The following is a 21,431-nucleotide window of genomic DNA, read 5'->3' as shown; positions in this document are numbered from 1 at the left end:
AAAAAGTTATTATTTTAAGTGAGCCCATTATAATCGTCCGCTTACTTTATTCTTTAGAATACCTTTCACATCATACAATACAGCACTAGGATTCATTAAAGTTGTTAAATCTCTTTGAATAAACTCGTTATGAGCTACTGTTAAAACAACGGCGTCAAATTTAGTTTCTGGTAAAGTTTGTGTGGTTTTAAGGTTGTATTCATGTTCAACTTCATCAGGGTTTGCCCATGGATCGTATATTGTAATTTCAGTTCCGTAGCTCGCTAATTGCCTTATAACATCAACAACACGTGTGTTTCGTACATCTGGACAGTTTTCTTTAAAAGTGATGCCTAAAATTAAAATTTTAGATTTTTTAATTCGAATATCTTTCTGTACCATAAGTTTCACAACTTCTGAAGCAACATATTGCCCCATACTATCGTTTAACCGACGCCCTGCAAGTATAATTTCAGGATGATAGCCTACTTCTTGTGCTTTTTGAGCCAAATAATAAGGATCTACACCAATACAATGTCCGCCCACTAAACCAGGCTTAAACGGTAAGAAGTTCCATTTTGTTCCAGCTGCTTCTAATACCGAATGGGTATCAATATTCATAAGGTTGAAAATTTTAGCCAATTCGTTTACGAAAGCAATGTTAATATCACGTTGTGAATTTTCAATAACTTTAGCCGCTTCGGCAACCTTAATAGTAGGAGCGAGGTGGGTTCCAGCTGTAATAACACTCGCATAAAGGGCATCTACTTTTTTACCAATTTCTGGTGTTGAACCTGCAGTAACTTTTAAAATTTTATCTACAGTATGCAGTTTATCTCCTGGGTTAATTCGTTCTGGAGAGTAACCTGCATAAAAATCTTCATTAAATTTTAAACCACTAATTTTTTCAAGTACAGGGACACATTCATCTTCTGTTACTCCTGGGTAAACCGTTGATTCATAAATAACAATATCTCCTTTTTTTAATACTTGAGCAACTGTTTCACTAGATTTATACAAAGGTGTTAAATCAGGTCTATTGTTTTTATCAATAGGAGTTGGAACAGTAATGATATAATAATTACAAGTTTTTAGATCGTTTAAGTTCGCTGAAAAAAAGAGACCATTATCTTCATTGAATTCAGTTTTTAAGACTTCTTTTAAAGTTTCAGAATCGACCTCTAAGGTGAAATCATTACCTTGAGATAATTCTTCAATTCGTTTTTGGTTAATATCAAAACCAACTACATCATATTTAGTAGCAAATAAACGGGCTAATGGTAGTCCGACATAGCCTAATCCTATAACTGCAATTTTATCTTTACTCATTTGTTATTTTCCTATTGAATAATATTCGAAACCTATTTTATTCATTTCAGCTTTATCTAAAATGTTTCTACCGTCAAAAATAAAGGCAGGTTTTTTCATTTGTTTGTATATTTTTTCCCAATCATAGGTTTTAAATTCATCCCATTCCGTCATTATAGCAACTGCATGCGCATCATCTAAAGCTTCATATGGTGAATTTTTAGATTGTAGAAGTTGTTGGTTTTCCTCTGGCGAACGGGTGTTTAAATAATTTAAATCAGATTGAATCTTATCTTTTGAAACTTTCGGGTCGTAAACAGCAATTTCTGCTTGTTCATTTAATAAATGATCGGCAACAAAAATAGCAGCTGATTCTCTTGTGTCATTGGTATCCTTTTTAAAGGCCCATCCAAGCATGGCAATTTTTTTACCAGACACCGTATTATAAAGTGTTTTTATTAAATGATCTGAGAAACGTCTTTTTTGATGATCATTCAGTATAATAACCTGCTCCCAATAATCTGCAACTTCATGAAGTCCGTAGCTTCTAGCGATGTACACCAGATTTAAAATATCTTTTTGAAAACAAGAACCTCCAAAACCAATTGAAGCTTGCAAAAACTTAGAACCAATTCTAGAATCCATTCCAATGGCTTTAGCAACTTCATTAACATCAGCTTCAGTATGTTCGCATAATTCAGAAATAGCATTAATAGAAGATACTCTCTGGGCTAAAAAGGCATTTGCTGTTAATTTAGATAATTCAGAAGACCATACATTGGTTCTTAAAATTTTGTCTTGAGGGACCCAGCTTCCGTAAATGTTCGCTAACCTATCAATAGCCTCCTCTGAATCTCCCCCAATAAGGACACGATCAGGGTTTAACAGGTCTTGGACTGCGGTACCTTCAGCTAAAAATTCTGGATTTGATAGAATGTCAAAATTAACACCACTTCCAGTATTGCTTAAAATACTTTTTATAGCTTGAGCAGTTCTTACCGGAAGCGTAGATTTTTCGACAACAATTTTATCTGTGGTTGCAACTTTCGCTATGTTTCTAGCACATAATTCAACATATTTCAAATCGGCCGCCATACCTTTTCCCTTACCGTAGGTTTTAGTAGGGGTATTTACAGATATGAATATCATTTCTGATTCATCGATAGCTTTATCAATTTCAGTTGAAAAAAACAGGTTTTTACCTCTAGTTTCGGCAACTATTTCTGCTAATCCTGGCTCATATATTGGTAGTTTTGATACATCGCTATCATTCCAAGCTGCGATACGTTCTTCATTAATATCTACAATGGTTACTTTTAAGTTAGGATTTTTTTTTGCGATAACGGCCATTGTGGGTCCTCCAACATAACCAGCACCAATGCAACAAATTTTGTTAATTTTCATGTTTTTATAGGTTTTTCCAATACCATTTTACGGCTTCTTTTATGCCTTCTTCGATATTGAATTTGGGGTCGTATTTTAAAAGTTTTTTTGCCTTTTCAACCGAGGCAAGAGAATGAGGGATATCTCCAACTCTGTTTTCTCGATGTTTTATTTCTATATCACAGATAGATTCGTCAAAATTTGACAAATGCTTTTTCAATAATGTCGTTAATTCCAAAAGAGTGGTTCTGTCACCGTAAGCTACATTATACACCGTGTTTAAAGCTTCTTGATTAGATGTAGTTAAGGCCAGAATATTCATTTGAACCACATTGTCTATATAGGTGAAATCTCTAGAATAACTTCCGTCTCCATTTATAATAGGGGAGTCGTTATTAATGAATTGTTTCACAAATAAAGGAATCACTGCAGCGTAAGCACCATTTGGGTCTTGTCTTCTTCCGAAAACATTAAAATAACGCAAACCAATAGTGTCTAAGCCATATGTTTTTTGAAAAATATCGGCGTACAATTCATTTACATATTTAGTAATGGCATAAGGAGAAAGCGGTTTACCGATGACATCTTCTACTTTAGGTAAGGCTTCATGGTCACCATAAGTTGAGGAGCTAGCAGCATACACAAAGCGTTTCACTTTAGCATCGCGCGAAGCTACAAGCATATTTAAAAATCCAGATACGTTAACATCGTTTGTGGTAATTGGATCATTTATAGATCGAGGTACCGAGCCTAATGCAGCTTCATGCAAAACATAATCTACCTTTTCGCAAGCCCTGTGACAATCATCAAGATTTCGAATATCGCCTTCTATTAATGTAAAAAGTTTATTATCTAAAAAAGGTGTGATATTTTCTTTTTTTCCAGTAGAAAAGTTATCTAAACAAATTGTTTTTATGTTGTTGGAAAGAAGTGTTTCACAAAGATTAGATCCTATAAATCCTGCACCACCTGTAACTAGAACAGTTTTATTCCGTAGATTTTCAAACATTAATTTGGGTTTTTTTATAACTCGAACAAATATTAAAAAAAATATTGTACTACAAGATATTATTATACTAAGTAGGCGTTTTTAACGATAAAGTGACTTTATAAATTCAGAATAACCTTTAAACGGTAAAAACGGTGATTAAAACCAGCTTAATTAACCATCAGAAAGTCGGCATTTTAAAATTTTTTAATAAATGAGACATTTTAATAGTATGTCCTCCAAATATCGGATAAACTAATTTATCATTTATTAAATAAACAATGTAACTTTTAAGATTTAGGTTTAATATGGTTCTAAAAGATTTAATGAAATCGAAATTTTGATTTTAAAAAAAAACTCTAATAAAATAAACCAAAAGTGCCTTAATTAGCGAGTTTGTGGAAATTAAGGATAGATGTGTATTTGATTATATAATGTTACAGATTTGAGTTTGTGTATTACAATGATGTGATTGATAGGTGGATTGTGTTTTTAGAACTTGAGAACTTTTTATAAAAATCATTTGTGTGAAAGGTATTCTATTGAATAAATTGATGTAGCACATTTTTATTTTTTCGTTAAAAAACTTTTTTTTCAGTTGTAAAAAATCTAAAAATGTAGTTAACCGATTATAACAATGCTTTTAGCGAATTAAGCATATTGAACCGTTAATACGTTAAAACAATTACTAAATTTACAATGTAAAATTCAAAATTAGATTGATTAATAGCGCATTAGTTTAATTGTAGTAATGATTTTAAAAACAGATATTTTAAACTCTCAGGTGATTCATAGTCATATTAAAATGGAATAATGGTTTTTAATTGAAGGATTATAATTTGTGTTAGTAATGAGTTTATAATTTGATTTTATTTAGGAAAAGGGATTCAATCACGTTTTTTATTAAATCAAATTTCATAGTTATTAGATTACTGTGACGGGTAATTTATGGAAATAATTGAATGAAAATTAATTTGAATATTTAACATTAATGTTAACAAAAACAAAAATATACTTATCCTCTCCACATATGGGAGGTGCAGAACAAAAGTTTGTGAATGAGGCCTTTGACACAAACTGGATCGCTCCATTAGGCCCTAATGTTAATGGTTTTGAAAGTGATTTGAAATCATATTTAGGAAACAAGCATGAAGTGGCTGTTTTGAGTTCAGGTACAGCCTCTATTCATTTAGCATTAGAATTATTGAATGTTTCTAAAGGGGATGAAGTTTTATGTCAAAGTTTTACTTTTTCTGCTTCTGCCAATCCTATCATTTATCAAGGCGCAACACCCGTTTTTATTGATAGTGAAGTCGATACATGGAATATGTGTCCAGAACTATTAGAAATTGCTATTCAGGATAGGATTCAAAAATATAAAAAACCAAAAGCAATAATAGCAGTTCATTTATATGGTATGCCATATAAAGCCAAAGAAATTAATGCTGTAGCAGAAAAGTATGATATTCCAGTAATTGAAGATAGTGCTGAAGCATTAGGAAGTACTTATTATAATAGTGCATGTGGGACACTTTCTGATATTGGAATTTTATCATTTAACGGGAATAAAATTATTACTACTTCAGGTGGCGGTGCTATGGTTGTTAAAAATCAAGAGCAAAAGGAAAAAGCAATTTTTCTTTCAACTCAGGCAAGAGACAATGCACCTCATTACCAACATTCAACTGTTGGGTTTAATTATAGAATGAGTAATGTGTTAGCAGGAATAGGTCGAGGACAAATGGAAGTTCTGGATGAGCGTGTTAAAGCTAGACGAAATAATTTTGAATTCTACAAAAGGAATTTAGAGAAGTTCGATACGATTAATTTTCAGGAAGAAAGCGAGACTGTTTTTTCAAATAGATGGATTACATGTATAAAAACAGATTCATTTTCTAAAAGAGAGCAAATTAGACTTGCTTTACTTGAAGATGATGTTGAATCTAGACCATTATGGAAACCAATGCATTTACAGCCAGTTTTCAAAAATTATTTGCATTTTACAAATGGTGTGTCTGAAGATTTGTTTGATAAAGGGCTTTGCTTGCCCAGTGGCTCAAATTTAAGTCAAGAAGATTTAGATAGAATTATAGATATTATTTTAAAAACCCCAAAATTATGATTAAGAATTACGCATCTCTCCTTTCTCATAAATACGCCTCGAAATGGCTTGTTTTTGGCATCGATTTAGCAACTGTATTGTTAACCTTTTTGGCAGCATATTTTATTAGGTTTAATTTTACATTAAATTTTGATATTGAGCACTTATTGATACAGTTACCATTCCTTTTAGTGGTAACTTCCTTTAGTTTTTTAATGGTTGGTTCATTTAAAAGTGTAATTAGACATACTGGTTTTACGGATGTCATAAACTTATTTAAATCAATCACCATAATGGCTAGCTTTTGTGTGATGCTTGTTTTTCTTAATAGAACAACTGGTATTATGCCAAGTTTTACGATTCCGCTTTCTATTATAGTAATGCATGCCTTGTTAAGTTTTGTTTTATTAGCGGCGAGTAGGTTGGTTTTTAAAATCGTATTTAAATATTTGAGTAGTAATTTATCTGCCACAAAACGAGTTTTAATTTATGGAGCAGCAGATTCAGGGATTATAACTTATAACGCATTGGTTAGTAATCCAAATACTACGTTTCAAATTGCTGCTTTTATTGATGATAACCATAAAAAAAGTGGAAACAAAATTAACGGAATCCCAATTATAAAAGGATCATTAATTACTAACGATTATATTGAAAACAATAGTATTGACGAGATAGTCGTGGCTTCTCAATCACTTAGTACTGATAAACTCATGTTTTTGGTAGATAAATTAATTGATTCTAATGTGAAGATTACTAAAGTTCCTCCTATAGAACAATGGATTAACGGTGAATTAAGTACTAAACAAATTAAGCAAGTTCAAATTGAGGATTTATTAGGTCGTGCTCCAATTGAAATTAATAATCCGAAGCTAGAAAATGAATTTAATGGTGAAACTGTAATAGTAACTGGAGCTGCTGGGTCGATTGGAAGTGAGTTAGTTAAGCAATTAGCAAATTTCAATATTAAGGAATTAATTTTAATAGATCAGGCAGAATCACCATTATATGAGGTTCAACAAGAATTAAAAAGAGATGGGAAGTACAATTTTGTTGCAATAGTTGCAGATATTAGAGATAGTTTAAGACTTGATGCTATTTTTCAAAAACACAAACCAACTATGGTCTTTCACGCAGCTGCTTATAAACATGTTCCATTGATGGAACAGACACCATATGAGGCTATTAAAATAAATGTAAACGGAACTAAACTTTTAGCAGATACCGCATCACGATACAATGTTAAAAAATTCGTTTTTATTTCTACTGATAAAGCAGTAAATCCAACTAGTGTAATGGGCGCAACCAAGCGTATGGCAGAAATGTATATTAGTTGTTTACAAAAACAGAGTAAAACAAAATTTATTACCACACGTTTTGGTAATGTTTTGGGGTCTAATGGTTCTGTAATACCTTTATTTAAAAAACAGATAGAAAAAGGAGGTCCATTGACTTTAACACATCAAGAAATTACGAGATATTTTATGACTATTCCTGAAGCATCGCAATTGGTGCTTGAAGCTGGTACGATGGGGAAGGGTGGAGAAATATTTATTTTCGATATGGGTGAGTCTGTGAAAATATTTGATTTAGCTAAAAACATGATTAAATTATCAGGTTTAAGGTATCCAGAAGATATTGATATTAAGATTACAGGGTTAAGACCTGGGGAAAAATTATATGAGGAATTGTTAGCTAATGGAGAAAACACCCTATCAACTTATCATAAGAAAATTATGATTAGTAGGACGAGAGCGTTGCAGTATGCTAAAGTTAAATCTGACATTGAAGAATTATGCATGATAAATCGTTTTCAAAATAACAATATAGTTCTAAAAATGAAACGATTAATTCCAGAGTATAAATCTAACAATTCTTATTATGAAAGATTTGATAAGCAAGTTCAAAATTATAAAAAAACTAAGAATTTTAACGTGGATAGTGCGGATAAAACATATAAGAATATTTAAAACATTATAAATCCCCCAAATTATTAACACTATGAATATATCGATTTCGGTAAAAAAATTATTTGTACTTATATTGGTTTTTGGAATCATTACTTCATGTACAACAAAAAAGGATATTGTATACTTTCAAAATGCAAAGAGTTTTGAGAGTTTAGTGGATACCAATACTTTTAATGCGAGGTTAAAAACAGGGGATATACTCAATATATTTATTTCTACACTGGATTTAACTGTTGCAAAACCTTATAATCTTGTTGAGTATAGTAGCGGTTCTCAAAATGAAGGCGCCGCTTTAGATTACTTAATCGATCCCGACGGAAACATTGATTACCCAGTATTAGGTAAAGTTAAGTTAGTAGGCTTAACAATTGAAGAAGCTAAAGAAGTATTCAAAAAGAAATTTGAAGAAGGGAAATTGCTTAAAAACCCTGTTGTAATTATAAGGATAAAAAATTATAAAATTTCGGTATTGGGTCAAGTTAGAAACCCTGGAGTGTATCCAATTTCGGGTGAGCGTGTAACTATTTTAGAAGCGATTTCCAGTGCTGGAGATTTAACTATTACAGGTAGAAGAGATAATATTTTGGTAATAAGAGATTTTAATGGCACAAAAACATATACTAGAATTGATATAACGAACAAAGAACTGTTTAATTCACCTGTATATTTTCTAACTCAAAATGATGTCGTATATGTGCAGCCGAATACAAAAGGTATAAGTGCAGGTTCGGGAGATGCTAGGATAGGCCTAGTAGCTTCATTATTAGGATTAGCAATAACGATTGGTCTTTTAATACAGAACTAAATATGGGTTTACAGACAGGGAATTTCGCTTCAAAAGAAGATAGTAATAAATTTGATTTTAAGAAAACATTATTAACCTACTTAAAGTATTGGAAATGGTTTGTTTTAAGTGTGTTGTTGGCATTAGGAGCGGCTTATTATATAGCGAAAAATAGAGTGCCATTATATTCTGCGACAGCAAAAATAATGGTTTTAGACAGTGAATCTGGACAAGGGAATGTTGTACTTCAGGATCTGTCTATTATGTCTAATGAAGAGAATTCTATGGTTAATGACGAGATACAAGTAATAAAATCTCGTACATTATTAGGGAATGTAGCAAAGAAGTTAGACTTAAATATATCATATCATGTTTTAGGCAGAGTAAATGAATATGAATTATATAAAAACACTCCAATTGAAATTAATTTTTTAGCTTCAGATTCGATTATTCAAAAAACCAATAACCAATTTTATATACATATTATTTCAGAGTCAACTTTTGAATTCAAACTATTTGAAGACGATATTGTTAAAAAATACACTTTTGGTGAATCTGTAGCAACAAACTATGGAGACATAATTGTAACTCCTAAAGACAACATTAAAGGGGCTATAGACTCCAATATAAAAGTTACAATTACGTCTATTGATAATATTATAAGCAGATTAACTGCTACGATTAATTTATTTAGATCGGAAGAAGGGTCTAAAATTGTTGATATTTATTTGGACGCCCCCAATGTAAATAAGTCTATAGATATTATAAATACCTTAGTTGATGAATACAATTTAGCGACAATTGAAAAAAATAGAATTAGGGCTGAATTTACATCAAACTTTATAGATGATAGGGTGAAGTCTTTAACTTCAGATTTGGTTAGTGTAGACGATAGTATTGTTAAATTTAAGGTCCGTAATCAGATTACAAACATATCTTCGAAAAGTGGTATGTTATCTACTAATAGTATGACCAGTGAACAGGAATTACAGGGGTTGAATACTAAGCGTAATATGTTAGAGTACATGTTAGGACTACTGAAAAACAATACCTATGAAATCATACCTGAAAATTTAGGAGTAGGTGATCTTTCCATTAGTGGTTTGGCCGCACGATATAATGAGCTTTTGGAAAGAAGAAGAGGTTTGTTAAAAAGTGCAGGAGAAAACAATTCTGTGGTTTTAGAATTAGATCAATCTTTAAATTCTATAAAGAAAAACTTAATTAGTAGCGTGAATAACAATATTAAAACGCTTAATATTCAGGCTAACAGTATACAGAACCAACTAAGTAGCATAAATTCAAAAATCGCCTATGTTCCTGCCCAAGAGAGTAAATTAATATCTATTCAAAGAAGGCAAAGTATTAAAGAATCATTGTATTTATATTTATTACAAAAAAGAGAAGAAGCAGAAATCTCTCAAACAACTACCTTGCCTAGTGCTAAAATAATTGATTCAGCTTATAGTTTGGGTAGGCTAAAAAACAGTAACACGCCTTTGTTTTTTGGCTCTATATTACTGGGCTTATTAATACCTTTTGGTGTTATATATATTATGAATTTAATGGACACTAAAATTCATAATAAAGAAGATTTAGAGAATCAGATAAAAACTATGACTGTATTGGGTGAAATTCCAAATATAAAAAGTTCTGCTAATAGATTAATTACATTTAATGATAGGTCTATATTGTCTGAATCTTTTAGAATAATTAGGACAAATTTTGAATTTCTTAACCGAGATTTAAAAGCTGAAAAATATCGCAATGTTATTTTTGTAACATCTACAATTAACGGGGAAGGGAAATCTTTTGTTAGTATAAATACAGCGTTAACATTAGCTAACACGGGTAAAAAAGTTTTATTAATTGGATCTGATTTAAGAAATCCACAGATTTTTTCTGCAATAAAAACAAGCGATAAAGATGAAAGGTCAGAAGTAGGGTTATCTGAATATTTATCAAATTATAGTATAGATTTAAGTGATACTATTAATTCAAGAGAAATAAATGAAATTAACATTGACATATTGTTATCAGGTCAAATCCCACCAAATCCGGCTGAATTATTAATGGATCAAAGGTTAGAAGAATTGTTTGATACAGTTTCAGAATCTTATGATTACGTTGTTGTAGATACTGCGCCATCAATGCTTGTTACAGATACTTTATTAATGCATAAATATGCTGCACATACCCTTTATGTAACCCGTGCAGGTTATACGGAAAAAAGAATCTTAAATTTCGCGAAGGAATTAAAAGAAGACAATAAGTTGAACCACATGATGCTAGTGGTCAATGATGTAAAAGAATCAAATTTTGGATATGGTGCAAAATATGGTTACTATGGTACTCCGGAAAAGAAAAGTTTTTTTAAACGTAAAAAGAAGGTTTAATGTTTTTCTGAAGTTCATTTAGAATGTAAAAAAAGAGGATTAAACTTTGGTTTAATCCTCTTTTTTATTTATTAACAATAGGGGCAGCCAATAATTATTTTGCGTAATAATCAAAAGCATCTATTATTATTTTATCATCAACTAGGCAATCAATTTTATGCTTACCGATATCTTCTAGTAGAACGAAGTTGATGTTTCCATGATTGTTTTTCTTATCATATTTAAGTAATTCAATAATGGTAGCGTGTTCGCTTCTATCAATATCAACTTTGCCGTAATAACTAGTTAATAACGATTTAATGGCTTCCGTTTTTTCCATTGGGAAACCAACAAGTTCACTAGAAATGTAACATGCTAAAATCATTCCTACAACAACAGCTTCACCATGAAGTAAAGTTGTTTTGTTCGGGCTGCTTAAAAAATAAGATTCAATCGCATGACCAAGGGTGTGTCCAAAATTTAATGTTTTTCTAAGTCCGTTTTCAAAAGGATCAATTTCAACAACATTTTTTTTAATTTCAACAGACTCATGTATTAGCCCATCTAAATCATCTAAGGATAATTTAGATAAATCTTCAAATTTACTCCAATAGGTGTTTCCAGTTATAAGCCCGTGTTTCAGCATTTCAGCTAAGCCAGATCGCATTTCGTTTTTAGGTAAAGTATCTAAATACTTTGTGTCTATCAAAACTAAATCAGCACTACTTATTACTCCAATTTGATTTTTTAAGTGTCCTAGATCTACACCTGTTTTTCCTCCAACAGAAGCATCAACCATAGAAAGTAATGTTGTTGGCACATTTACATAAGAAATTCCACGTTTAAATGTACAAGCAACAAAACCACCTAAATCTGTTATGACACCACCTCCAATATTTATCATTAAACTTTTTCTATCTGCATTTAATTCCGAAAGGGTATTCCAAACACCAACACATGTATCAATGTTTTTGTTTATTTCTCCAGATTCAATTTCAATAATTTCAAGAGTAACCTCTGTTTGTAATTTTTCTAAAAAAAGAGGTAAACAATATTGATGTGTATTTTCATCAACTAATATGAAAATTTTTGAAAAGTTATTATTCAGTAAATATGTGTTTAATGAAGAATAACAAGTGTTATTAAAATGAATTAAACTATCATTTGCAGTAATAGAGTCCATAAATATTAATTATAATTTAAGGGTGTGAAATTAAGGAGATTTTATATAAAATGATAATTAAGCTATAATTATATTTCTCTCAAATTTAGGCGTTGAATTCTAAATTCTCAAGAAATTTCACAAATTCATCATTATGGTTTTAAGTAATCTAATAAAATTGATTTTATAACTTCAGGATTATCGTTTGCTGTTATTGATTTTAAAGTGCTGAAATCGAATGCTCTTATTTTTTCATTTATAGAAGATTTTACAATTAAAACTTCTTCTATATTTGATGGTTCTAAGTATTCCTGTTCTGATACAATATCTTCATGAAGTTTTTCGCCTGGGCGTAATTTTGTCGTTTTAATTAAAGCAGATTTAGGGTCTATAGAATAATTATAGAGTAAGCGCTTAACTAACTCACAAATTTTTATTGGGGCTCCCATGTTAAAAGTAAATGTATGTTCTTGTGTGTTTTTTGATTGAGCAATCTTTAAAATTAACTGACACGCTTTATGTTTACTTATAAAATACCTAGATACGCTCGTGCTAGTTAGGGTTATGGGTTGTCCTGATTCTATTTGCTTTTTTAATAATGGAACGACTGAACCATTGGATCCAATGATGTTTCCAAATCGGGTATTGATAAATGAAGTATTAGAAATTGAATTCAAGTAACATAAATAATTTTCACTAATACGTTTAGACATGCCCATGACATTAATCGGGTTTACCGCTTTGTCTGTAGAGATAAAAATAAATTTATTAACACGATGTTCTAAGGACAGGTCTGCTAATGTTTTAGTTCCTAAAATATTGTTGTCTACAGCTTTATATGGGTTTTGCTCTAAAAGAGGGACGTGCTTATATGCAGCAGTATGGAAAACGATTGAAGGATTAAATGTAGTAAAGATGTTTTTTAAAGCAATTTCATCAGTAATATCTAATAGCTTAAAAACGACATTAGAAGTATTTTCAAACTCTAAGTCTTTCATTAAATTATAAAGAGGAGATTCAGCAAAATCAATTAATATAAGTTTCTTGAAAGTACTTTTTACTAATTGTTTCGTGAGTTCGGTTCCAATAGTTCCAGCTGCTCCTGTTATTAAAATGGTTTCTTCGGAAAAATTAAAAATTGAAATTTCTTTTGGAGTCGTTTTTATAAATGGAAATAGTCCAGATTCTGAAAGTAACTCGTCAATAATATTAGAGGTAGGAAGATTCATGGAAGCATTATTAATAAAAATCACTTAGCAATTACTTTAACTATAGTAAGCGCAATTAGTTTCAGGTCAAAAAAGAAATCTCTCTTTTTAATATACTCCTTGTTGTATTTTAGTTTATCTGGAATTATGGTTTCTATAAATAATTTTTCAGGATCGTCTGCCTTTTCCAGAAGCTCAACTTCATTTCTGTATTTTAATGAAGCAAGGCCAGTTATGCCTGGTCTAACTTGAAAAATTCGCAAATCATCTTCACTATAAAAATTGACGTAATATCGTAATTCGGGTCTTGGTCCTACAAAACTCATATCGCCTTTCAAAATATTGATTAATTGTGGGAATTCATCAATTTTGTAACGTCTTAAAATGTAACCAGATTGAGTTATTCTCGAATCATGATTACCAATAGTTAACAATCCCTTAGAATCGGATTGCACACGCATGGTTCTAAACTTATAAATATTAAAATCCTTATTGTTTTTTCCAACACGACCTTGAACAAAAAATACGGGGCCAGGAGAATCGAATTTAATAAGAATAATTATTATTATGAATAAAGGAAATAGAAGTATTAAACCAATTAATGCAAAAGTAAAATCAAAACAACGTTTTATCATGTTACTTGATTAGTTTAATGCTTTTTATTGTTGCAATACTGTCACAATTTTCAACAATAACACTTATGTCTTTATCATTAACTTCGCCTTCAACAGCGTAATATCCACAAGGCTTTTGTCTAGGAGCACTTTCGGAAAAATTTATATCTCCTTTTTTTAAAACCCAAAGAACCTCTGTGGAATCTATTAATTTTTGATTAATAGTACGATTTGCTTCGGTACTATAATGTAGTTTTTTAGTGTTAATGTTTTTAAGAACTCTAGCATCTGGGCCATAACTACAAGATGTTTTTTTTCCGCTTAAAAAGAATGCTAATAATACTAGGCCTATTGAAAAACCACCAAGATAGTAGCCAATGCGTTGAATAAGTTTCATTTAAAAGAGTTGAGAGCAATAAAATAGGTGATCTATTAAAATATAAGTAAATTGATATCACAATATTTTAAATCGAACCATTCACCAACAGGTTTGCTTGTTAAAATTCCGTGGTAAAAATACAACCCATTTTTTAAACCTCTATCTAATCTTAAAGAATTTTCAATACCACCATCTTCAGCAATTTTTAAAAGATAAGGTGTAAAAATATTACTAATTGATACTGAAGCTGTACGGGGGTATCTAGCAGGTATGTTCGGTACACAATAATGCACCACATTATGTTTTATAAATGTAGGTTGTTTGTGTGAAGTGACCTCACTAGTGTCAAAACAACCACCCATATCAATACTAACATCAATAATAATCGCACCCTTTTTCATAGATTCTACCATGGTTTCGGTAACCACAATAGGAGCTCTATTAGTTCCTCTAACGGCTCCAATAACGACATCACAGCGTTTTAAAGCTTTAGTTAAATTTTTTGGTTGAATCGTTGAAGTAAACAACGGACGTCCAAGATGCGTTTGAATACGTCTCAGTTTTGTTATGGAATTATCAAAAACTTTTACACCTGCACCTAAACCAAGTGCACTTCTAGCAGCATATTCACCAACGGTTCCTGCGCCTAGAATGACAACTTCTAAAGGAGGTACTCCGCTAATATTACCAAACATGAGTCCGTTACCATTTTTTGTTTCAGATAATAATTCAGAAGCTATTAAAACGGAGGCGGTTCCTGCGATTTCACTTAAGGATTTTACGGCAGGGTAGCTACCATCTGTATCTCGTATAAACTCAAAAGCTAAAGCGGTTATGCGTTTTGTAGCTAATGTTTCAAAATATTTTTTAGATTGTGTTTTTAATTGTAAAGCTGAAATTAAAATGGTTTGTGGGTTAATCATTTTAATCTGTTCTAGAGTAGGGGGTTCCACTTTTAGAATCATTGGGCAAGAAAAAACCTTTGCCGTGTCTTTTGTTATTTCTGCGCCAGCTTCACTGTAGTCTTTGTCGGTAAAATTAGCCCCACTTCCTGCACCAGACTCCATTAAAACACGATGTCCATTGCTAACTAAAGCATATACAGCGTCTGGCGTTAAACAAATTCTTTTTTCTTGAAAAGCAGTTTCCTTAGGTATTCCTATGAATAATTCTCCTTTTTTTTTGAAAATCTCTAGAGTTTCTTCTTGTGGAATAAGCTGTTGCTTAGTAAACGGTGATAATTGCTTAGACATTATTGATGCGCTTAATAAAAATTCAAATTACAAATAAATATGTTACAGAGCCTTCTAAAGTGATAAATTTGTTAATTTAAAGATTAGAAATTAATTTAAAGCAGAAAGTAACAGCAAGTCTAATTTTTAAGAACGGGATATGATTTAGTTAAGTTTCCTTTTTAATTTAATTTTAAAATACGGTTATTGGAATCATCTATACTAATATGCACCTTATCAAATTCATCAAACAAGTTAGAATCTACTTTTTCTGGCCATTCAATAAGTTTCCAATGATTAGAGTCTAGGTAGTCTTCAATACCAAAATCGTAAGCTTCTTCAGTGCTTTTTAATCGGTATAAATCAAAATGATAGATTTTACTTTCTTTTGAGCTGTATTCATTTACAATAGAGAAGGTAGGGCTGCTTACTTCATCTAGACTGCCTAAGTTTTCAACTATTTTCTTTATTAGTGTAGTTTTTCCAACACCCATTTCCCCATAAAAAAGTAAGGTTTTAGTTTTTGAGTTGTTGATTATTTTATCAGCTACGCATTCAATTTCAGTGAGATTATAGGTTATTTCCAATTTCTAATAATTTAAGAAGGTAAAATTAATAATTAGTTTATGTAAAACCTAAAAAGAAATCTCTAGCAATTTCTTTATTTCGGATTAAAAACAGCAAAAGGAATAATCATTTCTTGAAGAGAAACACCTCCGTGTTGGTAGGTATTTCTAAAATAACTTACATAATGATTGTAATTATTGGGGTACGCAAAAAAGGAATCTCCTTTTGCGAAAATAAAAGAGCTACTCATGTTAATCGTTGGTAGGTGTAAATCTTTCGGGTTTTTCGCAACTAATACTTCTTTTTTATCATAAGTCAAGCTTCTGCCGGTTTTATAACGCAAATTTAAACTTGTGTCCCTGTCACCAACTACTTTTGATGGGTTTTTCACATTAATAGTACCGTGATCGGTAGTTAAAATTAGTTTAAAACCTAATTGTTGAGCTTGTTGAATCATTTCTAATAATGGTGAATTTTTAAACCAACTCAAAGTTAAGGATCTGTAGGCCTTATCATTAGAGGCAAGCTCTTTTATCACTTCCATTTCTGTTTTAGAATGTGAAAGCATGTCCACAAAGTTGTAAACAATTACAGATAAATCATTATCCTTTAGTGATTTAAAATTATCGGCTAATTTTTTTCCAGATTTTAAACTTGTAATTTTATGGTATTCATGTTTTAAGTGAGATAATCCTAATCTTTTTAGTTGTGATTCTAAAAAATCAGCTTCATGTAAATTCTTACCACCTTCATCTGTATCATTTTTCCAGTACTGGGGAAATAATTTTTCCATATCAGAAGGCATTAGTCCTGAAAAAATTGCATTTCTCGCATATTGTGTTGCTGTAGGTAAAATGCTAAAAAATGCTTCTTCTTTATCTTTTTTATAATAGTTGTTAATAATAGGTTCGAAAACTTTCCATTGATCATAACGCAAATTGTCAATAACCACTAGTAGGGTAGGCTGTTCTTTACTAATTTCAGGAACAATTTTTTCCTTAAATAAAGTGTGCGACATGATTGGAGCGTCTGTATTTGGCTTGAACCAATCTTCATATTTTTTTTCTATGAATTTACCAAATTGAGAGTTGGCTTCGTTTTTTTGAGACTCTAGAATTTCAAACATACCAATATCTTCAATCTCCTCAAGTTGTATTTCCCAATAAATTAGTTTTTGGTACAAGGTATACCACTCTTCATAATTATTAACCATAGCCAAATCCATAGCTATTTTTCTAAACTCTTGTTGGTAATTTGAGGTTGTTTTCTCTGAAATAAGTCTAGAATGATCTAGGTTCTTTTTTAACGAAAGTAGAATTTGATTAGGGTTTACAGGTTTAATTAAGTAATCTGCTATTTTGTTACCAATAGCTTCTTCCATAATATATTCTTCTTCACTTTTGGTGATCATAACCACAGGAAGATTGTCCCTTTTTGCTTTAATTTCATTTAAAGTTTCTAGCCCAGTTAAGCCAGGCATATTTTCATCTAAAAAAACAATATCGAAATTTTCTTCATCTAAAATATCAATAGCTTCTGTACCACTTTTGCATTTGGTTACTTTGTAGTTTTTCTTTTCTAGGAATAAAATATGAGGTTTTAATAAATCAATTTCATCATCTACCCAAAGTATTTTTATTGTGTTCATATAGCTATATTTGTAAATATTTAATTATAAAATTTAAAGTTTGAATAAACTTAAAATATTAAACGACCCAATTTACGGATTTATTACGATTCCGAATTCGCTAATTTTCGATTTAATTCAGCATAAATATTTCCAAAGATTACGTAGAATCACCCAAATGGGAATGTCGTATTTGGTTTATCCTGGCGCACATCATACTAGGTTTCATCATGCCATTGGTTGTGTGCATTTAATGCAACAAGCGGTTAATGTACTTCGTTTTAAGGGGGTTAGCCTATCGGAAGAGGAAGAGACAGGCTTGTATGTGGCCATATTATTGCACGATATTGGTCATGGGCCATTCTCACATGCCATGGAGCATAGTATCGTAAATAATGTATCTCATGAGGAGATTTCATTGCTTTTTATGGAGCGTTTGAATGTTGAATTTAACGGAAGTTTAACGGTAGCCATTCAAATTTTCAAGGGTGAATATCCTAGAAAATTTCTATTTCAGCTTATTTCGAGTCAATTAGACATGGACCGTGCCGATTATTTAAAACGCGATAGTTTTTACACAGGAGTAGCTGAGGGTAATATTAATAGTGAGCGTTTAATTACAATGTTGAATGTTGTAAATGATGAACTGGTAGTTGAAGAAAAGGGTATTTATAGCGTTGAGAAATTTATAATTGCCAGACGTTTAATGTATTGGCAGGTTTATCTTCATAAAACAGGATTAGTTGCAGAACAGTTGTTGATTAGAGTTTTAAAACGTGCTAAAGAATTACATGATTTAGGACAAGAGCTAAGAGCAAGTAAAGCATTAGTGTATTTTTTAGATAATAAAATCTCAACCGATAATTTTAATGAAGAGACCCTTGATGTTTTCTCTCAACTTGATGATTATGATATTATTTCTGCTATGAAAGAATGGCAATCACATGATGATTTTGTGCTTAGCGAATTATGTAAAATGATAATCAATAGGCATTTACTTAAAATTAAAGTAAGGAACAAAAGTATTAAAAATCACAGTTTAGAAAAACGCATTGAAACACTTATGGAAGCTTATAAAATAACTAAAGAAGAGGCGCGATATTTTGTGTTTACGGGGCAAATTTCAAATCAAGCGTATCATCTAAAAGATAAGCGTATTAATATTTTGCATAAGTCAGGAAAAACCCAAGATATTGTTAAGGCTTCAGATCAATTAAACTTAAAAGCTTTATCTAAACCAGTAACTAAATATTATATCTGCTATCCTAAGGATAAATTTTAACACATTTTTTCCTATTTTTGCACAATTATAAAAATAACATCAAACTTTAATAGTGAAATTTACAGCACAACAAATAGCGGGAATACTTGAAGGAGATGTTGACGGGAACCCAAATGTTGAAGTGTCAAAGCTTTCTAAGATTGAAGAAGGATTTGAAGGCGCCTTAACGTTTTTAGCAAATCCAAAATATAAGCAACATATATACAGCACAAAGGCTTCTATTACGATTGTAAATAAGAGTTTTATTCCAGATCATGAGGTTGAAACGACTTTAATTAAAGTTGACGATGCGTATTTAGCTTTTTCTAAAATTTTAGAATACTATAATTCTGTTAAGCTTAATAAAACCGGAATAGAGAGTCCTTCGTATATTTCAGAATCTGCCTCACACGGGGATCAGCTTTACATTGGCGCCTTTAGTTATATTGGAGATAATGTTGAATTAGGGAGTAATGTGAAGATTTTTCCAAACTCATATATTGGCGATAATGTCGTGTTAGGAGATAATACCATTGTATTTGCTGGTGCTAAAATTTATTCTGAAACGATTATAGGAAAGAATTGTGTAATCAATTCAGGTGCTATTATTGGTGCAGACGGTTTTGGTTTTGCGCCAAATGAAGAAGGTGGGTATAGTAAAGTACCTCAAATAGGAAATGTTATCATTGAAGATTTTGTTGATATTGGTGCAGCTACAACTATTGATAGAGCTACCTTAGGATCTACTATTATTAGGAAAGGCGTAAAGCTTGATAATCAAATTCAAATAGCACATAATGTTGAAGTTGGAGAAAACACCGTTATAGCTGCTCAAACAGGTATTGCTGGTTCTGCCAAAATAGGTAAACATTGCCAAATTGGAGGGCAAGTTGGTATTGCTGGACATATTACAATAGGTGATAATGTAAGAATACAAGCGCAATCTGGAATTGGAAGAAATGTAAAAGATAACGAGATGCTACAAGGCTCTCCTGCAATAAAATTAAGCGACTATAATAAGGCTTATGTTCATTTTAAAAACTTGCCACTTATAGTTAAAAACATAAACGATTTAGAAAAAACAAATGGGAATAGTTAATACTGAAATCAAACAAAAAACTATTAAAGACAGCATTTCTTTAAATGGTGTTGGGTTACATACAGGTAAAAACGTAACCTTAACTTTTAAACCTGCAGAAGCAAATACAGGATTTGTGTTTAAGCGTGTGGATTTAGAAGGAGAGCCTGTAATTCAAGCGGATGCGAACTATGTTACGAACACACAACGTGGTACTTGTTTAGAAAAGAACGGGGTTATAATTCAAACATCAGAACACGTTTTGGCTGCATTAGTTGGTTTGGATATTGATAACGTTATTATTGAATTAGATGCTTCTGAGCCTCCAATTATGGATGGTTCATCTAAGTTTTTTGTTGAAGCTATTGAGAAGGCTACCATTGTTGAACTCGATTCGTTTAGAGAAGAATTTGAAATTACAGATATAGTGTCTTATGTGGATGAAGATAGTGGTAGTGAAATTCTAATAATGCCTGCTTCCGAATACCAAATCACTACTATGGTAGATTTTGGTACTAAAGTGTTAGGTACTCAAAACGCAACTCTTAATAGAATTTCAGATTTTAAAGATAATATTTCTAATTCTCGTACTTTCAGTTTCTTACATGAAATTGAAATGCTTCTAGAAAATGGTTTAATTAAAGGTGGTGATTTAAATAATGCCATAGTTTATGTAGATAAAGCATTATCACCGGAAACTTTAGAAAAACTTAAAGTAGCCTTTAAAAAAGATAGTATTAGCATAAAGCCTAATGGTATTTTAGATAATTTAACATTGCACCACCCAAATGAGGCTGCAAGACATAAGTTATTAGATGTTCTTGGTGATTTAGCACTTGTTGGAACACGTATTAAAGGTAAGATTATAGCGAATAAACCTGGGCATTTTGTAAATACTCAGTTTGCTAAAAAATTAGCCAAAATTATAAAAAACGAACGTAGAAATAACGTGCCTAATATCGATTTACATGCCACACCTTTAATGGACGTAAATCAAATTATGGCTATGTTACCACATAGGCAACCATTTTTGTTGATAGATAAGGTGTTTGAACTAACTGATAGTTACGTCACCGCTATGAAGAATGTTACCATGAACGAAGAGTTCTTTAAAGGACATTTTCCAGGAGCTCCAGTAATGCCAGGTGTATTAATATGTGAAGCTATGGCACAAACGGGAGGGGTATTAGTTTTAAATACAGTACCAGATCCAGAGAATTATTTAACCTTTTTTATGAAAATGGATAATGTTAAATTTAAGCAAAAGGTAGTTCCTGGTGACACTTTAATCTTCAAATGTTCGTTAATTACACCAATTCGCCGTGGAATTTGTCATATGCAAGGTTATGCTTACGCAAACGGTAAGCTTTGTGCAGAAGCAGAATTAATGGCACAAATTTCTAAAGTAAAATAAA

Annotated in this window: 17 protein-coding genes; 7 read left to right on the top strand and 10 right to left on the bottom strand. The window is 31.3% G+C overall.

Going from position 1 to position 21,431, the window contains the following annotated elements; all coding sequences use genetic code 11:
* Positions 1-27 precede the first annotated feature (27 nt).
* From KO493_RS10650 to KO493_RS10640, 3 genes are read right to left on the bottom strand one after another with little or no spacing between them, the layout of a single operon-like run.
* A complete protein-coding gene (locus KO493_RS10650) occupies positions 28-1,308 on the bottom strand; it encodes a nucleotide sugar dehydrogenase (protein WP_216067947.1) in 1,281 nt (426 codons plus the stop codon).
* Positions 1,309-1,311: 3 nt separating this feature from the next.
* Entirely contained in the window at positions 1,312-2,691 is a 1,380-nt protein-coding gene (locus KO493_RS10645) for a nucleotide sugar dehydrogenase (RefSeq protein ID WP_216067946.1), read from the bottom strand.
* 4 nt (positions 2,692-2,695) lie between these two features.
* Complete coding sequence (locus KO493_RS10640) at positions 2,696-3,679, bottom strand: SDR family oxidoreductase (RefSeq protein WP_216067945.1); 984 nt, start codon at positions 3,677-3,679, stop codon at positions 2,696-2,698.
* A 970-nt stretch (positions 3,680-4,649) separates the two neighbouring features.
* On the opposite strand from KO493_RS10640, the gene KO493_RS10635 reads away from it, so the two are divergent.
* The 4 genes from KO493_RS10635 to KO493_RS10620 are packed head-to-tail and all read left to right on the top strand — an operon-like array spanning position 4,650 to position 10,909.
* Positions 4,650-5,780 (top strand): DegT/DnrJ/EryC1/StrS family aminotransferase, encoded by a 1,131-nt coding sequence (locus KO493_RS10635; protein WP_216067944.1) that lies wholly within the window; start codon positions 4,650-4,652, stop codon positions 5,778-5,780.
* Entirely contained in the window at positions 5,777-7,729 is a 1,953-nt protein-coding gene (locus KO493_RS10630; protein ID WP_216067943.1) for a polysaccharide biosynthesis protein, read from the top strand. The genes KO493_RS10635 and KO493_RS10630 overlap by 4 nt, the downstream gene beginning before the upstream one ends.
* 31 nt (positions 7,730-7,760) lie before the next feature.
* Complete coding sequence (locus KO493_RS10625) at positions 7,761-8,534, top strand: polysaccharide biosynthesis/export family protein (protein WP_216067942.1); 774 nt, start codon at positions 7,761-7,763, stop codon at positions 8,532-8,534.
* Positions 8,535-8,536: 2 nt separating this feature from the next.
* Positions 8,537-10,909: a GumC family protein gene (locus tag KO493_RS10620; RefSeq protein ID WP_216067941.1), complete on the top strand. Its 2,373-nt coding sequence runs from the start codon at positions 8,537-8,539 to the stop codon at positions 10,907-10,909.
* A gap of 94 nt (positions 10,910-11,003) precedes the next feature.
* Here KO493_RS10620 and aroB read toward each other — a convergent pair whose 3' ends face one another.
* The 7 genes from aroB to KO493_RS10585 all read right to left on the bottom strand — a co-directional run bounded on the left by aroB (position 11,004) and on the right by KO493_RS10585 (position 17,698).
* The gene (gene aroB, locus KO493_RS10615; protein ID WP_216067940.1) at positions 11,004-12,071 is read right to left on the bottom strand and encodes a 3-dehydroquinate synthase; all 1,068 of its coding nucleotides are present in this window, start codon (positions 12,069-12,071) and stop codon (positions 11,004-11,006) included.
* A 131-nt stretch (positions 12,072-12,202) separates the two neighbouring features.
* Complete coding sequence (locus tag KO493_RS10610) at positions 12,203-13,279, bottom strand: SDR family NAD(P)-dependent oxidoreductase (RefSeq protein WP_216067939.1); 1,077 nt, start codon at positions 13,277-13,279, stop codon at positions 12,203-12,205.
* A gap of 20 nt (positions 13,280-13,299) precedes the next feature.
* Positions 13,300-13,893 carry a sugar transferase gene (locus KO493_RS10605; protein ID WP_216067938.1) on the bottom strand — a complete coding sequence of 198 codons (594 nt, stop codon included), beginning with the start codon at positions 13,891-13,893 and terminating at the stop codon, positions 13,300-13,302.
* 1 nt (position 13,894) lies between these two features.
* On the bottom strand, positions 13,895-14,269 hold the full coding sequence (locus KO493_RS10600) for a hypothetical protein (protein WP_216067937.1): 375 nt from the start codon (positions 14,267-14,269) through the stop codon (positions 13,895-13,897).
* Between the two features lie 35 nt (positions 14,270-14,304).
* The gene (locus tag KO493_RS10595; protein ID WP_216067936.1) at positions 14,305-15,504 is read right to left on the bottom strand and encodes an alanine dehydrogenase; all 1,200 of its coding nucleotides are present in this window, start codon (positions 15,502-15,504) and stop codon (positions 14,305-14,307) included.
* Positions 15,505-15,665: 161 nt separating this feature from the next.
* Positions 15,666-16,070 (bottom strand): tRNA (adenosine(37)-N6)-threonylcarbamoyltransferase complex ATPase subunit type 1 TsaE, encoded by a 405-nt coding sequence (tsaE, locus tag KO493_RS10590; protein ID WP_216067935.1) that lies wholly within the window; start codon positions 16,068-16,070, stop codon positions 15,666-15,668.
* Positions 16,071-16,144: 74 nt separating this feature from the next.
* Positions 16,145-17,698, bottom strand: a complete 1,554-nt coding sequence (locus tag KO493_RS10585) for a bifunctional response regulator/alkaline phosphatase family protein (protein ID WP_216067934.1) — start codon at positions 17,696-17,698, stop codon at positions 16,145-16,147.
* Between the two features lie 40 nt (positions 17,699-17,738).
* On the opposite strand from KO493_RS10585, the gene KO493_RS10580 reads away from it, so the two are divergent.
* Genes KO493_RS10580 through KO493_RS10570 form a run of 3 tightly spaced genes read left to right on the top strand, consistent with a single transcriptional unit; the run spans position 17,739 to position 21,430 of the window.
* Positions 17,739-18,959: an HD domain-containing protein gene (locus KO493_RS10580; protein ID WP_216067933.1), complete on the top strand. Its 1,221-nt coding sequence runs from the start codon at positions 17,739-17,741 to the stop codon at positions 18,957-18,959.
* Between the two features lie 52 nt (positions 18,960-19,011).
* Positions 19,012-20,037, top strand: a complete 1,026-nt coding sequence (gene lpxD, locus KO493_RS10575; protein WP_216067932.1) for a UDP-3-O-(3-hydroxymyristoyl)glucosamine N-acyltransferase — start codon at positions 19,012-19,014, stop codon at positions 20,035-20,037.
* Complete coding sequence (locus KO493_RS10570; protein WP_216067931.1) at positions 20,024-21,430, top strand: bifunctional UDP-3-O-[3-hydroxymyristoyl] N-acetylglucosamine deacetylase/3-hydroxyacyl-ACP dehydratase; 1,407 nt, start codon at positions 20,024-20,026, stop codon at positions 21,428-21,430. The genes lpxD and KO493_RS10570 overlap by 14 nt, the downstream gene beginning before the upstream one ends.
* The last annotated feature ends 1 nt before the right edge of the window (position 21,431 follow it).

The organism is Pseudotamlana agarivorans (genome assembly GCF_018860245.1).
GTDB classification, from domain to species: domain Bacteria; phylum Bacteroidota; class Bacteroidia; order Flavobacteriales; family Flavobacteriaceae; genus Pseudotamlana; species Pseudotamlana agarivorans_A.
The sequence above is the reverse complement of the archived record's forward strand: the minus strand, read 5'-3'. Positions and strand labels throughout refer to the sequence as shown.

What these genes read in the sequence shown, in the direction of transcription:
- KO493_RS10600 (WP_216067937.1), bottom strand. Translation starts at nt 14,269, where the DNA reads ATGAAACTTATTCAACGCATTGGCTACTATCTTGGTGGTTTTTCAATA.
- KO493_RS10605 (WP_216067938.1), bottom strand. Translation starts at nt 13,893, where the DNA reads ATGATAAAACGTTGTTTTGATTTTACTTTTGCATTAATTGGTTTAATA.
- KO493_RS10640 (WP_216067945.1), bottom strand. Translation starts at nt 3,679, where the DNA reads ATGTTTGAAAATCTACGGAATAAAACTGTTCTAGTTACAGGTGGTGCA.
- KO493_RS10635 (WP_216067944.1), top strand. Translation starts at nt 4,650, where the DNA reads ATGTTAACAAAAACAAAAATATACTTATCCTCTCCACATATGGGAGGT.
- aroB (WP_216067940.1), bottom strand. Translation starts at nt 12,071, where the DNA reads ATGGACTCTATTACTGCAAATGATAGTTTAATTCATTTTAATAACACT.
- KO493_RS10650 (WP_216067947.1), bottom strand. Translation starts at nt 1,308, where the DNA reads ATGAGTAAAGATAAAATTGCAGTTATAGGATTAGGCTATGTCGGACTA.
- KO493_RS10620 (WP_216067941.1), top strand. Translation starts at nt 8,537, where the DNA reads ATGGGTTTACAGACAGGGAATTTCGCTTCAAAAGAAGATAGTAATAAA.
- KO493_RS10625 (WP_216067942.1), top strand. Translation starts at nt 7,761, where the DNA reads ATGAATATATCGATTTCGGTAAAAAAATTATTTGTACTTATATTGGTT.
- KO493_RS10610 (WP_216067939.1), bottom strand. Translation starts at nt 13,279, where the DNA reads ATGAATCTTCCTACCTCTAATATTATTGACGAGTTACTTTCAGAATCT.
- KO493_RS10595 (WP_216067936.1), bottom strand. Translation starts at nt 15,504, where the DNA reads ATGTCTAAGCAATTATCACCGTTTACTAAGCAACAGCTTATTCCACAA.
- KO493_RS10645 (WP_216067946.1), bottom strand. Translation starts at nt 2,691, where the DNA reads ATGAAAATTAACAAAATTTGTTGCATTGGTGCTGGTTATGTTGGAGGA.
- KO493_RS10585 (WP_216067934.1), bottom strand. Translation starts at nt 17,698, where the DNA reads ATGAACACAATAAAAATACTTTGGGTAGATGATGAAATTGATTTATTA.
- KO493_RS10630 (WP_216067943.1), top strand. Translation starts at nt 5,777, where the DNA reads ATGATTAAGAATTACGCATCTCTCCTTTCTCATAAATACGCCTCGAAA.
- KO493_RS10570 (WP_216067931.1), top strand. Translation starts at nt 20,024, where the DNA reads ATGGGAATAGTTAATACTGAAATCAAACAAAAAACTATTAAAGACAGC.